This window comes from Pseudoalteromonas shioyasakiensis, from assembly GCF_019134595.1.
Classification (GTDB): Bacteria; Pseudomonadota; Gammaproteobacteria; order Enterobacterales; family Alteromonadaceae; genus Pseudoalteromonas; species Pseudoalteromonas shioyasakiensis_A.
Genome location: NZ_CP077771.1, coordinates 295,084 through 309,944, shown reverse-complemented (window position 1 = coordinate 309,944; position 14,861 = coordinate 295,084). Strand labels below are relative to the sequence as shown.

Here is a 14,861-nt window from a genome sequence, read left to right as displayed (position 1 = left end):
TTATATTTAAACCACCACACTATTACGGCCAGATCTCTTTGCTGTATACAAGTTCAAATCTACCCTTTTGGCTGCCTGTTCAGACGTTTCATTTGGTGCAATTTCTATAACACCTAAACTTATCGTTGCGCTTATAGACAATGATGTATGTTTCTTTTCGGCAACAGAAAGCCTAATACGCTCGGCAATATCTTTTGCATGCTCTAAAGGTTGATTCTCAAGCACAATTAAAAACTCTTCGCCGCCGACACGACCTACTCGATCGGAACAACGGACTGTTTGCACAATCGTGTTGGTAATAGATATGATTAATTCATCACCAATATCGTGACCGTATTGATCATTGACCGCTTTAAAATGATCGATATCGATAGAAATTAATGAGCTGACTTGCTGATTGAGTTTGTTTTGCAGCATGACGCTTCGTTTTAAATTTAATATAGCTCTTCGATTCGCTATGCCTGTTAGTTCATCTTTTAAAGCGAGTATTTCAAAGTACTTTTTCTGGCGAACTTGTTTGAATGTATAAACGGCGAATAAGAGTAAACACAAGCAAGTTAACATTACAGTTAAGCCTTGCCAAAAAGACTTATCTTCGGCTACTGATAATAGCTTTTGTTGTAGCTTTGACTCATGTTCTAAACGAGAAATTTCAAGAGTCTGCTGTTCATAATTAAAGTTTAATCTGGCAGAAATAAGCGTGTTATTTGCGATAGCTTGTTGTTTAGCTTTAATTAAAGCGATTAATTGTTGTTGAGATGCTATTTGTAAGGAAGTATCTCCTTTTGCAGCTGCAAGCTGCGAGGTTAAATTTAAATAACGCTCCTTTAAGCTTTCGGGCCAAAATTGTTGTTGCCCGGCTATCTTCTCATGAGATGAAAGGGCGGCTTGCAACTGAGCTGTAGCCAAGTACCATTCTGACTTAGTGAAGTTGTAAAGAGTCAAAATCCAGCTGTCAGTAACAGAGAGCGTGTTCAACTCAGTTAGATATGACTCAGCCTGAGATAAACTATTAAGTTTTATATGGAGTTCTGTAAGTTTAATTAATATGTAAGCATAGCCGTTGTCGCTTTCGAAACGACGAACATCTTTTTTTATCGACTCGTATAGCTCAATTGCCTTTATTAAGTCGCCTTTTTCTTCATAGGCATACGCGAGTTGATCCGCTACTTTGTACTGCTCTTGCTCATTGAATTTCGTTAACGCTAATTTGGCTCGCTGCAGTTGTTCAATTGCAAGTTCATAGTTGTACAACGCTATGTGAATATCGGCAATTTCTTTTAATGCGAGTGCTTTTTCGTAGTCATTACCTGCTTTTTCAAATAACTGATAAGCAGTTTTAGCAGAGTCGAATGCCTCTTGATAGTTGCCTTCAGCTAACTGAATACGGTTAAGTACTATGTGGGCAAGAGCAATGATTGACAATTTTTTTGAAGAGGTTATTTCGTCTACTGACGGCGTGTTAATTATTGGTTTTAAGTGTTCGAGAGCTTTCTGGTAGTTACCTTGCGTATACTCTTGGTTTGCTTCACAGACAGCAAGTTCCTGTATTAAGTTTAAATTGTTTACTTGTTGAATGATTGGTTTGGCTGTTTCTAGAAAATGTTTATATTCACTAAGCCCGCTAGGAGTAGATGTATTAGAAAACCAACATTTAAACGCCATCACATGCGCATCATCTAGCGCATTTTCATAAGGCATTTGCTTTTCTAATCTAGCTAAAATTTCGACAGATTCAGAATATGTTGTATAACCGTGAAGAGCACGGCTGATTTCACTCTGAACATCCTTTGCTGTCACATTGGTTGCCAATAGCAACAAGCACAATATCCTTATCATTTAAGCACTACTCCATACATCTACTCTGATACCAATCAATGATATTTTCTTATAATTGCAGCTAGCTTAGCATAATGAAATTGTTGCTTATAAGATTTTACGTTGAAAAAATATAAATAATTTAATGCTTTAATTTGGTTTGATTGTCTTTCAGATTTGAAGGTGCCTCAACTGAAAATTATGTAAATTTCACCCAAATGGTATGGTTTTCAAAATAGTTTTAATTAAAAGGATGTGTTTTTTTACTAAACAAGATGATTGTTAGTGGTGCTTTTCTATTTTCTGTTACCGTAGCGGCTGAACCGTCAGCTTTTTTATGATGAAAGTGATCCTCGTTGCTGCCCCAGCAAGAAAACCACTTTACGCTACCGTATTTATAATAGTGATTTAGTTAAGTTATTGCCTGATTATTATAAATCTAGAATCAGCAAATATGATATTCACCACGTGGTTTGTTGCTAAACATAAAGGCTTGTAACTCAGATTTAAGTACTTCGACGATGTCGTTTGTAAATGGAGTTCTGATCTCACCAGAGTCTAAATATCTAAGTAAATCAATTTCATGTTTCAGTGCAGACTGAATCGAATACCTAATTGGGTAGGTTACTTTAAACTGTTTATGCGATATCACATTGTCGTGGTTTTCAATATCAACATAAAAAGTTAATTGCTCGTATTCTTCGCAAATGTCGCTACAGGTGCCTTGCTCACGAATACAATCTAAAACAATATTTTTGATGAAAATATCAAATTCGTTCATATTAATCCCTCAATTTTCGCCCATCCATTGGGTACAACTAAAATCTAGCAAAAAATAATTAATCTAGCCAACTCAATTTTGCATCTTTTGGATTAACTCTTTCTGAATGGGTTGGTTTAAAAGTGCTAGGGGGCGTAGAAGTTAGTTGATAGAGAATAGTCGTTAGAGGATAGGTCGCGCGAAACAAGTTTTACGCCTACGTATAATCCGGCTCTATTTCAAATTTAAAACCTGACGGGCTAAAGCCCGACCTACCATGTAGGTCGCTATTTATGGCGACAAGGGATGAGGTAGCAGCGCCACTCGCTCATCGCAATTAAACAACCATAAACGAGATGTGAAATCGCTGCTACCGATATTAGCCTCATATCTGACGGGCTAAAGCCCGGCCTACAATGAAGGTCGTCATTTATGGCGACAAGGGTTAAGGTAGATGCGCTTCTCACACTTTGCACCTCAGTCCTCGTAACTTTTCCCTTTCCCCTAGAAACTCGCTAACTACTCCTAGAGCCCAGAGCCTAGTTCCTCGCCCCTAAAATCTCGCCCCTCACAATCTCTGCGCCTTTATTTAGTGCACTGAGTTTGGCGCTTGCTATCTGGCGAGGGAGGGGGGCCATACCACAGTTTGTGCATGGGTAAAGCTTGTCGGCATCAACATATTTCAGAGCTTCGCGTAATGTGTGTGCCACCTCATCAGGGGTTTCAATTTCATTGCTCGCTACATCAATGGCACCAACCATCACTTTTTTTCCGCGTATGAGTGCTAATAGCTCAATAGGTACGCGAGAGTTGTGGCACTCAAGCGAAATAATATCGATATTCGACTTTTGAAGTTTTGGGAATACTTCTTCATATTGACGCCATTCATTGCCCAGTGTTTGTTTCCAATCAGTGTTGGCTTTGATGCCATAGCCGTAGCAAATGTGCACGGCGGTTTCGCACTTTAAGCCTTCGATTGCTCTTTCTAGGCACTTAATGCCCCAGTCATTAACGTCATCGAAGAACACATTAAACGCAGGCTCATCAAATTGAATAATATCAACACCCGCAGCTTCGAGCTCTTTTGCTTCTTGATTGAGAATTTTGGCAAATTCCCACGCCAGTTGTTCACGGCTTTGATAGTGGGCGTCATACAAGGTGTCGATCATGGTCATAGGCCCTGGCAGCGCCCATTTTATTGGTTGCTTGGTTTGCGAACGTAAAAACTTAGCGTCTTCAACAAACACGGGTTTGCTGCGTGACACCGGGCCAATCACACTTGGTACACTGGCTTCGTAGCGATTACGAATGGTCACTGTTTTACGGTTCTCAAAATCAACGCCATTTAAGTGTTCGATAAAGGTCGTTACAAAGTGCTGGCGGGTTTGCTCGCCGTCGCTCACGATATCAACGCCAGCTTGTTGTTGCTCTTGTAAGGCAACACGCAGCGCGTCTTGTTGGCCGTCGATAAGTTCTGCACCTTGCAATTTCCAAGGTGACCATAAGGTTTCAGGCTCAGCAAGCCAAGCTGGTTTTGGTAAACTGCCTGCTGTCGATGTAGGTAATAGCTTTTTCATTTTTACTCTCTTTAATTCGCGTAGTTGGCAGACCACTTTTCAAGTACTGATTGATAAGGCTTAATAAAGTGCTGCTCAGTAAATTTACCTTGTGCAATCGCTAGTTGACTGCGCTCTTCACGGTCGTAAACAATTTGCGTGATAGAGTGATCGGCGTTTCTTAAATTTGGTTGATAGCAACTACCCGCCACGGCATTGGCGTTATAAATTTCTGGACGGTAGATTTTCTGGAATGTTTCCATAGTGCTAATCGTACTGATCAACTCTAAGTTGGTGTAATCGTTCAGCAAGTCACCAAAGAAATAAAACGCCAGCGGAGCAACTGTGTTTGGTGGCATAAAATAGCGCACCTGCAAGCCCATTTTTTTAAAGTATTGCTCGGTTAATGACGACTCATTTGGTTTGTACTCAGCACCTAAAATTGGATGTCGGTTTTCTGTACGATGGTACGTTTTGTTATCAGACACGCTTAAACAAATAACCGGTGGTTTTTTAAAGTGCTGTTTGTAAGTCTCTGAGTCAATAAAGTATTTAAAGAGTTTACCGTGTAAGTCACCAAAGTTTTCGGGAATGCTAAACTCGTTTTTCGCTTTATTATGATCAAGCAGCAGTACGCTAAAATCATAATCACGCACGTAAGATGAAAAGTTATTACCAACAATACCTTCGATACGTTCATTAGTTTGGTGATCAATGATATTAGTTTTTAGTACTTCAATTGACGGGAATGCCTCTGGGTTTTGTGCAATTTCTAAATCAACAGAGATGATCTCAAGCTTTACAGAGTAGCGGTCGCCTTGCGGGTTATCCCAGTTTGCTAGCGCATTAAAGCGGCTATCAATCATTTTTAATGCATTACGCAAATTCTGCTGGCGACTTTCACCGCGAGCTAGGTTCGCAAAGTTTGTGGTAAGTCGTGTGCTATTTGACGGATGATAATTTTCGTCGAGGCAAATACTTTTAATTGTAAATCTGAAATCGTTGTTCATGGTAATGTACCCAAAAGTCCTGAGATAAATGATTGCTGCTCACCTTCCTTAAATCGCTAGGTCATTAACCTTAGGTTGCTCTGCAGCGCTAATAAATTTATACGTTCTTACTATCATGAAGAAAAACGTTTTTATTTCAGGTAAAACATGAGGCAGATTCATAAATATTTGCTGTTTTAGTAAAACATTTAGGAACGACTAGTGAAAAAATACTTCAAAGTTTATTTGGACGTCTGGATTTCTAAAGTAGCTTGTTGGAGTTGCAGTAATTTCATATAAAACGTGAGTAATATTCACTACTTAACAGGACTTTTGAAAGCAACCCCGTACTTTATTGTTGTTATACTCGTCTCCCTAAACCAACAACACAGACAAATACAATGAATGAATTAATCGTGCTTATTATTGCCTGCGCCATACTTGGTAGCGGGGTGGGCTTTTTAGCTGGGCTATTAGGGATTGGTGGAGGCCTAGTGATTGTGCCCATATTAAGCATGATCTTGCTGCACTTTCAGGTGTTACCTGCTGAGCAAGTTGTGCTGGTGGCGATTGCTACATCGCTTGCCTCAATTCTTTTTACTTCAACGTCATCCGCTATCGCTCATCATAAAAATGGCAATGTGCCTTGGCAATTGGCTCCGTGGGTTATGACTGGGGTTGCACTAGGCGCTCTTATCAGTGGCTTTTTGGCTTCGCTATTACCTGCAAATGTGGTGCGAATTGTGTTTGCTGTGAGTGTAGTGCTTATTGCATTAAAAATGATTTTTAGCAGTAAAAACGACAGCAAAATATCACGAACGCTACCTAATAAAGGGCTTTTAACGCTTTATACAACCATCACGGGTGGTCTATCTGCCATGATAGGCATTGGCGGTGGTGCGGTACTTGTGCCGTTACTAACGTTTTTCTCGGTTGATATGAAAAAAGCCATTGGTTGTGCTTCGGCGTGCGGTATTGTCATTGCGCTATTTGGATCTGTGGGTTACATCAGTTCGGGTAGTCAGTACTTTACATTAAAAGAGGGCTTTGCCGGTTTTGTTTATTTACCGGCCTTGTTTGGTATTGTTTGTACTTCGTGGTTTACCGCACCATTAGGTGCAAAAGCAACGCATCATTTACCTGTGTCTACCATCAAAAAAATCTTTGCAGGGCTTTTGGTAATTATGGCTGTGAATATGCTTGCTAAGTAGTTTTAACTATTAAATCTACTTCGCGATTTATTTAAAGTTAGCAGTGCTTTTTAAACCAACACTCAAAAAACTCTATAAACGCTTTCACTTGCCGAGGTTGAAATTGCCTGCTCGGATATATCACCTGTAGGCCGACACTTTTTTTATCGCTGTGGCTAAAGCCTCGAACATACTCATCTAGTATCAAAATAAGATCGCCTGTTTTGAGATCATTTTTGATATCAATATATGATTTTAAGGCTATGCCATGGCCTTGATTTGCCCAGCGTCTTACCACCTCACCGTCTGAGCATGAAAGGTGGGGAGCTACTTTGATAGAAAAGTGTGTGTTATCTACCTCAAAATGCCAGTCATTTAGCGGTTGCCCAAGCCGCTCAAGTACAAGGCAACGATGATTTTTTAAATCTTCGGGATGCCTTGGCAAGCCAAACGATTCTATATAGTTAGGTGAGGCGCATAGCACACGGCGGTTATTACATAGAGGGCGGCTAACCAAGTTACTATCAGGCAAATTGCCGAATCTAAATGCCAGATCAATGCCTTCCTCAACAATATTGGTAACCCCATCTGTCAGTACCAAATGCGGTTTAACATTTGGGTGGCTATTGATGAATTCTGCTAATGCGGGTGCAACAAACTGGCGACCAAAGTCTGATGTTGCAGATAGTTTTAGCTGGCCTCTTAGGCTTTGTTGCGACTCTTGAAGTATGTTTTCAGTGTTTTCTACCTCTGCTAATACTCTTAAACAGCCACTATAAAAACGTTCGCCTGCATCTGTTAAGGCAATACTGCGCGTATTACGCGTTAACAATCGCGTATCGTAATTTTGCTCAATTTTATTAATTCGTGCTGTCATGCTTGCAGGCGAAAGCCCCAATTTTCTTCCCGCAGCGGCTAAACCTCCCGCTTTTACAACGTGAACAAAAAGCGCCATATCATCAATTTTCGACATTATTCTTCAGTTTTAGTGAATGCTGATTTAACTCTAAGGCTAATTATCAATTTAGTCAAAATAGTTAAACTCATTTCATCACTTGAAGGAGATAGAAATGCAGCTTAATCACGCTCTGCTTTTAGCTACGAATATCCAGCACATGGCTCAGTTTTTAGAGTCGTCGTTAGGCCTTAAAAAGGGGCCAAGGCCAGCATTTGGTTTTGATGGTGTTTGGTTATATGACGACTTGGATACGCCATGTATTCATATAGCAGCTAAGTTTGGCATTAACGAATCGCAATCTAATTACTTAACCCAAGCTTCGGTATCAACAGAAGCAGTTGGCGTATCAACGGTTGACCACCTTGCTTTCTTTGCAACTGATTATCAAGAAGTTAAAGCACGGCTAGAAGCAACTTCAATACCATTCGTTGAGCGGGAAGTGCCGGCAGCGAATGAGCATCAAGTGTTTATTCAAGGGCCTGATGGCTTAAAAATAGAAATTTTATTCACACGCAGCGAGCTTATTTAAAGGGTACACATATGAAAAATAGAGTATTTAATACAGACCAAATTGGTCATCACAAAACCGCAAATAAAATAGTGATGGCTCCTATGACCCGTTCACGTACGGCTCAACCAGGCGATATTCCGACAAGTCTAATGGCAGAATATTATGCGCAACGAGCCAGTGCAGGTTTTATAGTATCAGAGGCGACGCAAATTTCTGCACAAGGAAAGGGCTACTCATTTACCCCCGGGATTTATACTGAAGAGCAAATCAATGGATGGCGCAAAGTAACGCAGGCTGTTCATGAGCAAAATGGACTCATTTTTTCTCAGTTATGGCATGTTGGCAGAATGTCGCATAGTGTCTTTCATCCAGACGGCTTGCCGGTTGCGCCAAGTGCTATTGCTCCAAATGCGCAAGTGTGGGTGGTTGATGAAAGTGGCGAAGGCCAAATGCTTGATTGTCCTACACCACGTGAATTATCGAACAATGAAATTAAGGGCATTGTTGAAGACTATAAACAAGCTGCTTTGAATGCGATTGCAGCAGGGTTTGATGGCGTTGAGGTACATGCAGGCAATGGCTATTTAATCGATCAATTTCTAAGGCAAACATCAAACAAACGTACCGATGAATACGGCGGTAATATTGAAAATAGAGCAAAGTTCGCGCTGCAAATCATTACCTCAATTAGCCAAGCTATCGGCCCAGAAAAAACGGCTATTCGATTAGCTCCTTTTATTACACAAAGAGGCATGGATGATCCGCAAGCAATCGATGCAATTTTATATTTAGCTAAAAAGTTTGATGAACTTGGCATTGCTTATCTGCATTTAGCGGAAGCTGATTGGGATGATGCTCCCCTCGTAACAGATGAGTTTAGAGTTAAATTACGTGAAAGCTTTGGTGGCAAAATAGTGGTGGCAGGTAATTACACATTAGCAAAGGCCGATAAACTCATTGGTGAAGGCTTAGTTGACTATGTTGCATTCGGCAGAAAGTTTATTGCAAACCCTGATTTACCTTATCGTTTAGAGCACAATTTACCTTTGAATGAAATATCAGATCCTACTACTTTATTTGGTGGTGATGAGCGAGGTTACACAGACTACCCAGTATATCAGGGGAATAAATGATGAAATTTTTAAAGCCAATTTTAATTGCGTCGGTGTTTGTTTTTAATTGCTTAGGTGTCGCTCAAGCGAAGGTATCAACTCCTGAATTTTGGCCTGATGATGCTCAACTTGTGATCTCTATTTCGATGCAGTTTGAGGCAACAGCGCAAGACCAATCAGATCCAGGCCCGTTTCCACCGCAAGAGGTTGGGTATCCTGACACTATTTCGCCTTCTTGGTACCAATACGGCATGAATGAGGGCATACCTAGACTGCTAGATTTATGGGATAAGCATGATATTAAAGTAACCTCTCACATGGTTGGCCGTGCTGTTGAGTTAAACCCTGAGCTAGCAAAAGAGGTCGTGCAGCGCGGGCATGAAGCATCAGGGCACGGACAAACATGGACCCCTCAATACTCTATGAGTGAAGAGCAAGAGCGACAGTCATACATAATAAGTGCAAATATTATTGAAAAAGTAACAGGACAACGGCCCGTGGGGTTTAACGCTTTTTGGATGAGGCATTCAAAAAATACACTCAAAACCCTTAAAGAATTAGGTTTTATTTATCATATAGACGATTTATCTCGTGATGAGCCATCGCTAACACCTGTTGGAAGTGACGACATTGTTGTTGTTCCATATACTTTTAGAAACAACGATATAGTTCGCTACACTGGCAGCACAGCCATGACTGGTAAAGCATATTTACAAGAGCTAAAAGATGAATTTGAAGTGCTCTACAAAGAAGGCAAAAAGCGCAGAAGAATGATGTCTATCAGTGCTCACGATAGATTAGCGGGCACTCCCGCCAGAGTGAAAGCGTTGGATGACTTTATAACCTATGCAAAGCAGCACAAGGGGGTTAAGTTTATGCGTAAAGATGACATAGCAAAATGGATTTTACGCCAAGATAATGTGCCAAAAAACTCACCCCGAACTTTTGAAGAGGATTTGTTATGAAATACACAGTAACCTTTATTGCATTACTTTTATCTGGCTGTGCCTCACAGCAGCAAATGGGTGAGTTTGAGGATGTAGCAATCGCAGATCATCATTGCCCAGGGGAAATAGATCGAAGCTATAACACCACGATTTATAGCTCAGACGAACCAGAAAAAATTGGCAAAACTGAAGTCACTACGCGTTGCACTCCAGTTAAAACAGAAACTGAATTTGAAAGAGACTTAAGGGAGCATCAGTAACTTCTTAAAACTCCTCAAAATAAGTTTGCTAAGGCTGCAATTATTAAAGCAGCCTTTTAAAAAATCACCCAAGCCTAGCCAACTAAATAACCAGATTAAACCGTCATTACCTTACTTATAACTCTCGCTAAGAGTCAGCAATTAACTAATAAAAAGCTTGCGCACTTTATATAGCGAAAATATTATATAACAAAATTGTTATGGAGTAAGCCGTGAAAGTTCTCTTTTTATGTACAGAAAATTCAGCCCGATCAATTATGGCTGAAGCATTGCTTAAACATCATGGTAAAGGTGAGTTTGAGGTATTTAGTGCGGGCACAGAACCTTATGCGATAGACCCTCGTACACTTGCGGCGATTGAGCATTTTGGCCTAAAAACCGATGACTTACACTCAAAGCACTTAAATGATGTAACTAACTTGCATTTTGATTATGTCATCACATTGTGCGACAAGGCAGCTAAAGAATGTGCAAATCGTGTTGATGGCACACATTGTTTAGGCTGGGACTTTGTCGATCCTAAAACTAGTCCTGAACCTCACGCTTTTGAAAAAACGTTGCAAGAGATCAATGAGCGAATCAAACAGTTTGTGCAATCCCATAACAAAGAAAAACCAGCATCGATTTCGCCAACCACATTTTATAAAGCGCTTGCAGATGATATTCGTTTAAAAAGCTTATTGCTTATCGCCGTTGAGCAAGAGGTTTGCGTATGCGAACTAATGACGGCACTTAACGAGCAGAGCCAGCCAAAGGTTTCAAGGCATTTAGCGCAACTTAAAAAACAGGGCATTTTGTCGGGTAGAAAACACCAGCAGTGGGTGTTTTACTCTTTAAACCCGACCTTACCAATGTGGATGAAACAAACAATTACCTCGACCGTGGTAAACGAACCGAATTTCATAGAAAACGAGCTAGCAAGGCTAAATGCGATGGGCGATGATCGCCCAACCCGTGTTGCTCGTTGCTGCAATTAAGGACTAAAAATGGGTGTTTTTGAACGATATTTATCTGTATGGGTTGCTGCTGCTATCGCCATAGGTGTGGCACTTGGGGTGATGTTTCCGCCTTTATTTGAGTTAATAGCGAAAGCCGAAGTGGCGCATGTAAACATTGTTGTTGCACTGTTTATTTGGGTAATGATCTACCCGATGATGGTGCAAGTTGATTTTTCAACGATTAAAGAAGTCGGTAAGAATCCTAAAGGACTGATGCTCACTTTAATCATTAACTGGCTTATCAAACCGTTTTCAATGGCCGCATTAGGATGGTTATTTTTTGAAGGGTTATTTGCTGATTTAGTTAGCCCTGAAACAGCGCAAGAATATATTGCAGGGATGATTTTACTCGGTGTCGCACCTTGTACGGCAATGGTGTTTGTGTGGTCACAACTGACTAAAGGCGATGCAAATTATACCTTAGTGCAAGTGTCTGTGAACGACATCATTATGATTTTTGCTTTTGCACCTATTGCGGGGTTATTGCTGGGTGTATCTGATATTCATGTGCCATGGCTTACACTGATGATTTCAGTTGTGCTGTATGTATTGCTGCCACTTATTGCTGGGGTATTAACACGAAAAGCTCTTAATAATTCAGCACAAAATGAAGCTGCAGTGCAGTCATTTTTAGAGAAAATTAAACCTTACTCAGTTATTGGCTTATTGGCCACTGTGGTCTTGCTGTTTGGGTTTCAGGCGAACACGATTTTAGCCCAACCGCTTAACATTGTACTGATTGCCATCCCGCTTGTTTTGCAAACCTACGGTATTTTTGCAATCACTTATTTCATTGCGTTAAAGCTCAGGCTTAAGCACAACATTGCAGGGCCAGCATGTTTAATTGGTACTTCTAACTTTTTTGAGTTAGCGGTCGCAGTGGCTATTTCATTATTTGGTTTGCACTCGGGTGCAGCATTAGCAACCGTTGTTGGGGTTTTGGTCGAAGTACCTGTAATGCTGTCGTTGGTTGCAATCGTTAATAAAACAACACATTGGTTTAAAGAGTAATTGGGGAATCATAATGCAATCACATCCATTTGATATTTTACAGCTAGAAACTGGGGCATTTATTTTTACCCCTTGCCCTGGCACAAAAGGCGTTGGCTTATCACAGTCTGTTACTGATTTAAAAGCGGCAGGTGCAAAAGCCATTATTACTCTAATGTACGATGAAGAGCTTGTTAAAAATGGCGCGCAGCAGCTTGCAATCGAATGTGAGCAAGCCGGTCTTAGCTGGTTTCAATTACCTATTGTTGATGATGACGCGCCAAGCGAAGCGTTTAGTTTAGCTTTCAACAAACACCTTAACGAGATTCTTGCCATCATAAAAAGCGGTGGTAGCGTGGCTGTGCACTGTAAAGGCGGCTCAGGCCGTACAGGCTTAGTTATTGGTTTATTAATGCATGAGCTTGGCTATGCTAAAAATGACATAGTTAATCAAGTGCAGGCTATTCGCCCTAAATCGTTGCATAACCCAGTACAACGTTCATTTTTCGACAATTTTCAAAAAGTAGGAGCTTAACAATGGCAATTAAAGTAGGCATTAATGGTTTTGGCCGTATGGGTCGTTTATCGCTAAGAGCAGCATTTGCATGGGACGACGTTGAGTTTGTGCAAATTAATGACCCAGCGGGTGATGCAGCTACATTGGCTCACTTACTAAAGTATGATTCGGTACACGGTATTTGGCCTCATGAGGTTGAAAGTAACGACACCGCTGTGATCATCGATGGCCACGAAATTAAGGTCACACAAAATAAAGCGATTGCAGACACCGATTGGTCTGGTTGCGATATCGTTATTGAAGCGTCTGGCGTGATGAAAAAAACCGAATTACTGCAAGCCTATCTTGATCAAGGTGTGAAAAAAGTTGTTGTCACTGCCCCTGTAAAAGAAGACGGTGTGTTGAACGTTGTAATGGGTGTAAACGATGATTTATACGATGTAGCTCAGCACGATATTGTTACAGCAGCATCGTGCACTACCAACTGTTTAGCGCCTGTAGTTAAAGTTCTGCAAGAAAAAATTGGTATCAAACATGGTTCAATGACCACTATTCACGATATCACTAATACGCAAACTATTTTAGATGCGCCGCATAAAGATTTACGCCGTGCTCGCGCATGCGGCATGAGCTTAATTCCAACAACAACCGGCTCTGCAACAGCGATTACACATATTTTCCCTGAACTTAAAGGCAAATTAAACGGTCACGCGGTTCGTGTGCCTTTAGCAAATGCATCAATCACTGATTGTGTGTTTGAAGTTGAAAAGCCAACTACCGCTGAGCAAATTAACCAATGGATGCAAGAAGCCGCAGAAGGCGAGCTAAAAGGTATTTTAGGTTATGAAGAAAAGCCACTTGTTTCTATTGATTACAAAACCGACCCACGATCAAGCATTGTTGATGCGTTATCAACCATGGTTGTCAACGAGACTCAAGTTAAGCTGTATGTTTGGTACGATAACGAATGGGGTTACGCAAACCGCACCGCTGAACTTGCCCGTAAAGTTGCGCGATCACTTCAAGGTTAAAAGCAATGACGCGTTTAGCTAATCTTCCCACTGATATAAAGCAGTACTTAATTGTCACTGGGAATTACTGGGCATTTACGCTAACAGATGGCGCATTGAGAATGTTGGTGGTACTGCATTTTCATGCGCTTGGCTACTCACCTTTGAGTATTGCCATGCTGTTTTTGTTTTATGAGATTTTTGGTGTTGTCACTAACTTAGTGGGCGGCTATTTAGGAGCAAGGCTTGGTTTAAATAAAACCATGAACATTGGCCTTGCCATACAGGTTGTAGCCTTGTTCATGTTGGCAGTCCCTCCTGAATGGCTGAGTGTTGCCTATGTGATGCTGGCGCAAGCGCTGTCGGGCATTGCCAAAGATCTCAATAAAATGAGTGCTAAAAGCTCAATTAAAATGCTGGTTGCCAGTGGCCAAGAAGGCACCTTGTTTAAATGGGTAGCGATACTAACAGGCTCTAAAAACGCCTTAAAAGGTGTGGGCTTCTTTTTAGGTGGCTTACTACTGACATTAATGTCGTTTAAAGGCGCAATGCTAACTATGGCTGCCGCTTTACTGGTGGTGTGGTGTTTTAGTATTTATGCACTTAAAAATGATTTAGGCAAAGCCAAAAACAAACCTAAGTTTAACGAGATATTTTCAAAAAGCAGTTCAATCAATATCTTGTCGGCAGCAAGGTTGTTCTTGTTTGGTGCGCGTGATGTTTGGTTTGTAGTTGCACTACCGGTGTTTTTATCACAAGCCTTTGATTGGGATCACTGGACTGTGGGTGCCTTCTTAGCGAGTTGGGTCATTGGCTATGGGGCTGTGCAATCTTTTGCTCCTAAAATCATTAAGCTCAATAAGCAAACATCACCAAGCGCAGAAACCGTTAAGTGGGCATCATTGCTTGCTTTAGTCACCTTAGCCATTGCCCTTGCTATTGGCTTTGACTGGGCTGTAAAACCAATGCTGATAGGCGGGTTGATGTTATTTGGTGTGCTATTCGCGATTAACTCATCTTTGCACAGCTACTTAATTGTTAGTATGGCTGATGCCGATGGCGTGTCACTCGATGTCGGGTTTTACTATATGGCTAATGCCATGGGTCGCTTAATTGGTACTGTGTTGTCGGGCTTAGTTTTTCAGCTTTATGGCTTAGCAGCCTGTTTGGCTATATCACTGTTATTTATTGTTATTACTGCTTTTATTTCGACTAAATTACCAAAACAAATTTAGTTAAATCTAA

15 protein-coding genes are annotated in these 14,861 nt (G+C 40.9%); 10 read left to right on the top strand and 5 right to left on the bottom strand.

Going from position 1 to position 14,861, the window contains the following annotated elements:
• Window positions 1-6 precede the first annotated feature (6 nt).
• From KQP93_RS18910 to KQP93_RS18895, 4 genes are all read right to left on the bottom strand, one after another.
• Window positions 7-1,839, bottom strand: a complete 1,833-nt coding sequence (locus KQP93_RS18910) for a GGDEF domain-containing protein (protein ID WP_217877363.1) — start codon at window positions 1,837-1,839, stop codon at window positions 7-9.
• 424 nt (window positions 1,840-2,263) lie between these two features.
• Window positions 2,264-2,599, bottom strand: coding sequence for a hypothetical protein (locus KQP93_RS18905; protein ID WP_217877362.1), 336 nt, complete (start codon window positions 2,597-2,599; stop codon window positions 2,264-2,266).
• A 518-nt stretch (window positions 2,600-3,117) separates the two neighbouring features.
• A complete protein-coding gene (locus KQP93_RS18900; RefSeq protein ID WP_217877361.1) occupies window positions 3,118-4,155 on the bottom strand; it encodes a methionine synthase in 1,038 nt (345 codons plus the stop codon).
• A gap of 11 nt (window positions 4,156-4,166) precedes the next feature.
• Complete coding sequence (locus KQP93_RS18895) at window positions 4,167-5,144, bottom strand: DUF1852 domain-containing protein (protein ID WP_217877360.1); 978 nt, start codon at window positions 5,142-5,144, stop codon at window positions 4,167-4,169.
• A gap of 380 nt (window positions 5,145-5,524) precedes the next feature.
• On the opposite strand from KQP93_RS18895, the gene KQP93_RS18890 reads away from it, so the two are divergent.
• Complete coding sequence (locus tag KQP93_RS18890) at window positions 5,525-6,334, top strand: sulfite exporter TauE/SafE family protein (protein ID WP_217877359.1); 810 nt, start codon at window positions 5,525-5,527, stop codon at window positions 6,332-6,334.
• A 37-nt stretch (window positions 6,335-6,371) separates the two neighbouring features.
• Here the strand turns inward: KQP93_RS18890 and KQP93_RS18885 are convergent, their stop codons facing one another.
• Window positions 6,372-7,286, bottom strand: a complete 915-nt coding sequence (locus tag KQP93_RS18885) for a LysR family transcriptional regulator (protein WP_217877358.1) — start codon at window positions 7,284-7,286, stop codon at window positions 6,372-6,374.
• A 97-nt stretch (window positions 7,287-7,383) separates the two neighbouring features.
• On the opposite strand from KQP93_RS18885, the gene KQP93_RS18880 reads away from it, so the two are divergent.
• From KQP93_RS18880 to arsJ, 9 genes are all read left to right on the top strand, one after another.
• Window positions 7,384-7,800 (top strand): lactoylglutathione lyase, encoded by a 417-nt coding sequence (locus tag KQP93_RS18880; RefSeq protein ID WP_217877357.1) that lies wholly within the window; start codon window positions 7,384-7,386, stop codon window positions 7,798-7,800.
• Between the two features lie 11 nt (window positions 7,801-7,811).
• The gene (locus KQP93_RS18875) at window positions 7,812-8,915 is read left to right on the top strand and encodes an alkene reductase (protein ID WP_217877356.1); all 1,104 of its coding nucleotides are present in this window, start codon (window positions 7,812-7,814) and stop codon (window positions 8,913-8,915) included.
• Window positions 8,912-9,859 (top strand): polysaccharide deacetylase family protein, encoded by a 948-nt coding sequence (locus tag KQP93_RS18870; protein ID WP_254907778.1) that lies wholly within the window; start codon window positions 8,912-8,914, stop codon window positions 9,857-9,859. The genes KQP93_RS18875 and KQP93_RS18870 overlap by 4 nt, the downstream gene beginning before the upstream one ends.
• Window positions 9,856-10,101 carry a hypothetical protein gene (locus tag KQP93_RS18865; RefSeq protein WP_217877355.1) on the top strand — a complete coding sequence of 82 codons (246 nt, stop codon included), beginning with the start codon at window positions 9,856-9,858 and terminating at the stop codon, window positions 10,099-10,101. Before KQP93_RS18870 ends, KQP93_RS18865 begins: the two co-directional genes overlap by 4 nt.
• Before the next feature lie 257 nt (window positions 10,102-10,358).
• Window positions 10,359-11,078 (top strand): metalloregulator ArsR/SmtB family transcription factor, encoded by a 720-nt coding sequence (locus KQP93_RS18860; RefSeq protein ID WP_254907783.1) that lies wholly within the window; start codon window positions 10,359-10,361, stop codon window positions 11,076-11,078.
• Between the two features lie 9 nt (window positions 11,079-11,087).
• Complete coding sequence (arsB, locus tag KQP93_RS18855; RefSeq protein WP_217877353.1) at window positions 11,088-12,110, top strand: ACR3 family arsenite efflux transporter; 1,023 nt, start codon at window positions 11,088-11,090, stop codon at window positions 12,108-12,110.
• 13 nt (window positions 12,111-12,123) lie between these two features.
• Entirely contained in the window at window positions 12,124-12,624 is a 501-nt protein-coding gene (locus KQP93_RS18850; protein ID WP_217877352.1) for a phosphatase domain-containing putative toxin, read from the top strand.
• 2 nt (window positions 12,625-12,626) lie between these two features.
• The gene (locus tag KQP93_RS18845; RefSeq protein WP_217877351.1) at window positions 12,627-13,637 is read left to right on the top strand and encodes an ArsJ-associated glyceraldehyde-3-phosphate dehydrogenase; all 1,011 of its coding nucleotides are present in this window, start codon (window positions 12,627-12,629) and stop codon (window positions 13,635-13,637) included.
• 5 nt (window positions 13,638-13,642) lie between these two features.
• Complete coding sequence (gene arsJ, locus KQP93_RS18840) at window positions 13,643-14,851, top strand: organoarsenical effux MFS transporter ArsJ (protein ID WP_217877350.1); 1,209 nt, start codon at window positions 13,643-13,645, stop codon at window positions 14,849-14,851.
• Window positions 14,852-14,861 lie beyond the last annotated feature (10 nt).

Coding starts and splice junctions, on each gene's coding strand:
- KQP93_RS18850 (WP_217877352.1), top strand. CDS start 12,124: ATGCAATCACATCCATTTGATATTTTACAGCTAGAAACTGGGGCATTT.
- KQP93_RS18870 (WP_254907778.1), top strand. CDS start 8,912: ATGATGAAATTTTTAAAGCCAATTTTAATTGCGTCGGTGTTTGTTTTT.
- arsB (WP_217877353.1), top strand. CDS start 11,088: ATGGGTGTTTTTGAACGATATTTATCTGTATGGGTTGCTGCTGCTATC.
- KQP93_RS18880 (WP_217877357.1), top strand. CDS start 7,384: ATGCAGCTTAATCACGCTCTGCTTTTAGCTACGAATATCCAGCACATG.
- KQP93_RS18860 (WP_254907783.1), top strand. CDS start 10,359: ATGGCTGAAGCATTGCTTAAACATCATGGTAAAGGTGAGTTTGAGGTA.
- KQP93_RS18900 (WP_217877361.1), bottom strand. CDS start 4,155: ATGAAAAAGCTATTACCTACATCGACAGCAGGCAGTTTACCAAAACCA.
- KQP93_RS18890 (WP_217877359.1), top strand. CDS start 5,525: ATGAATGAATTAATCGTGCTTATTATTGCCTGCGCCATACTTGGTAGC.
- KQP93_RS18895 (WP_217877360.1), bottom strand. CDS start 5,144: ATGAACAACGATTTCAGATTTACAATTAAAAGTATTTGCCTCGACGAA.
- KQP93_RS18865 (WP_217877355.1), top strand. CDS start 9,856: ATGAAATACACAGTAACCTTTATTGCATTACTTTTATCTGGCTGTGCC.
- KQP93_RS18910 (WP_217877363.1), bottom strand. CDS start 1,839: ATGATAAGGATATTGTGCTTGTTGCTATTGGCAACCAATGTGACAGCA.
- KQP93_RS18905 (WP_217877362.1), bottom strand. CDS start 2,599: ATGAACGAATTTGATATTTTCATCAAAAATATTGTTTTAGATTGTATT.
- arsJ (WP_217877350.1), top strand. CDS start 13,643: ATGACGCGTTTAGCTAATCTTCCCACTGATATAAAGCAGTACTTAATT.
- KQP93_RS18875 (WP_217877356.1), top strand. CDS start 7,812: ATGAAAAATAGAGTATTTAATACAGACCAAATTGGTCATCACAAAACC.
- KQP93_RS18845 (WP_217877351.1), top strand. CDS start 12,627: ATGGCAATTAAAGTAGGCATTAATGGTTTTGGCCGTATGGGTCGTTTA.
- KQP93_RS18885 (WP_217877358.1), bottom strand. CDS start 7,286: ATGTCGAAAATTGATGATATGGCGCTTTTTGTTCACGTTGTAAAAGCG.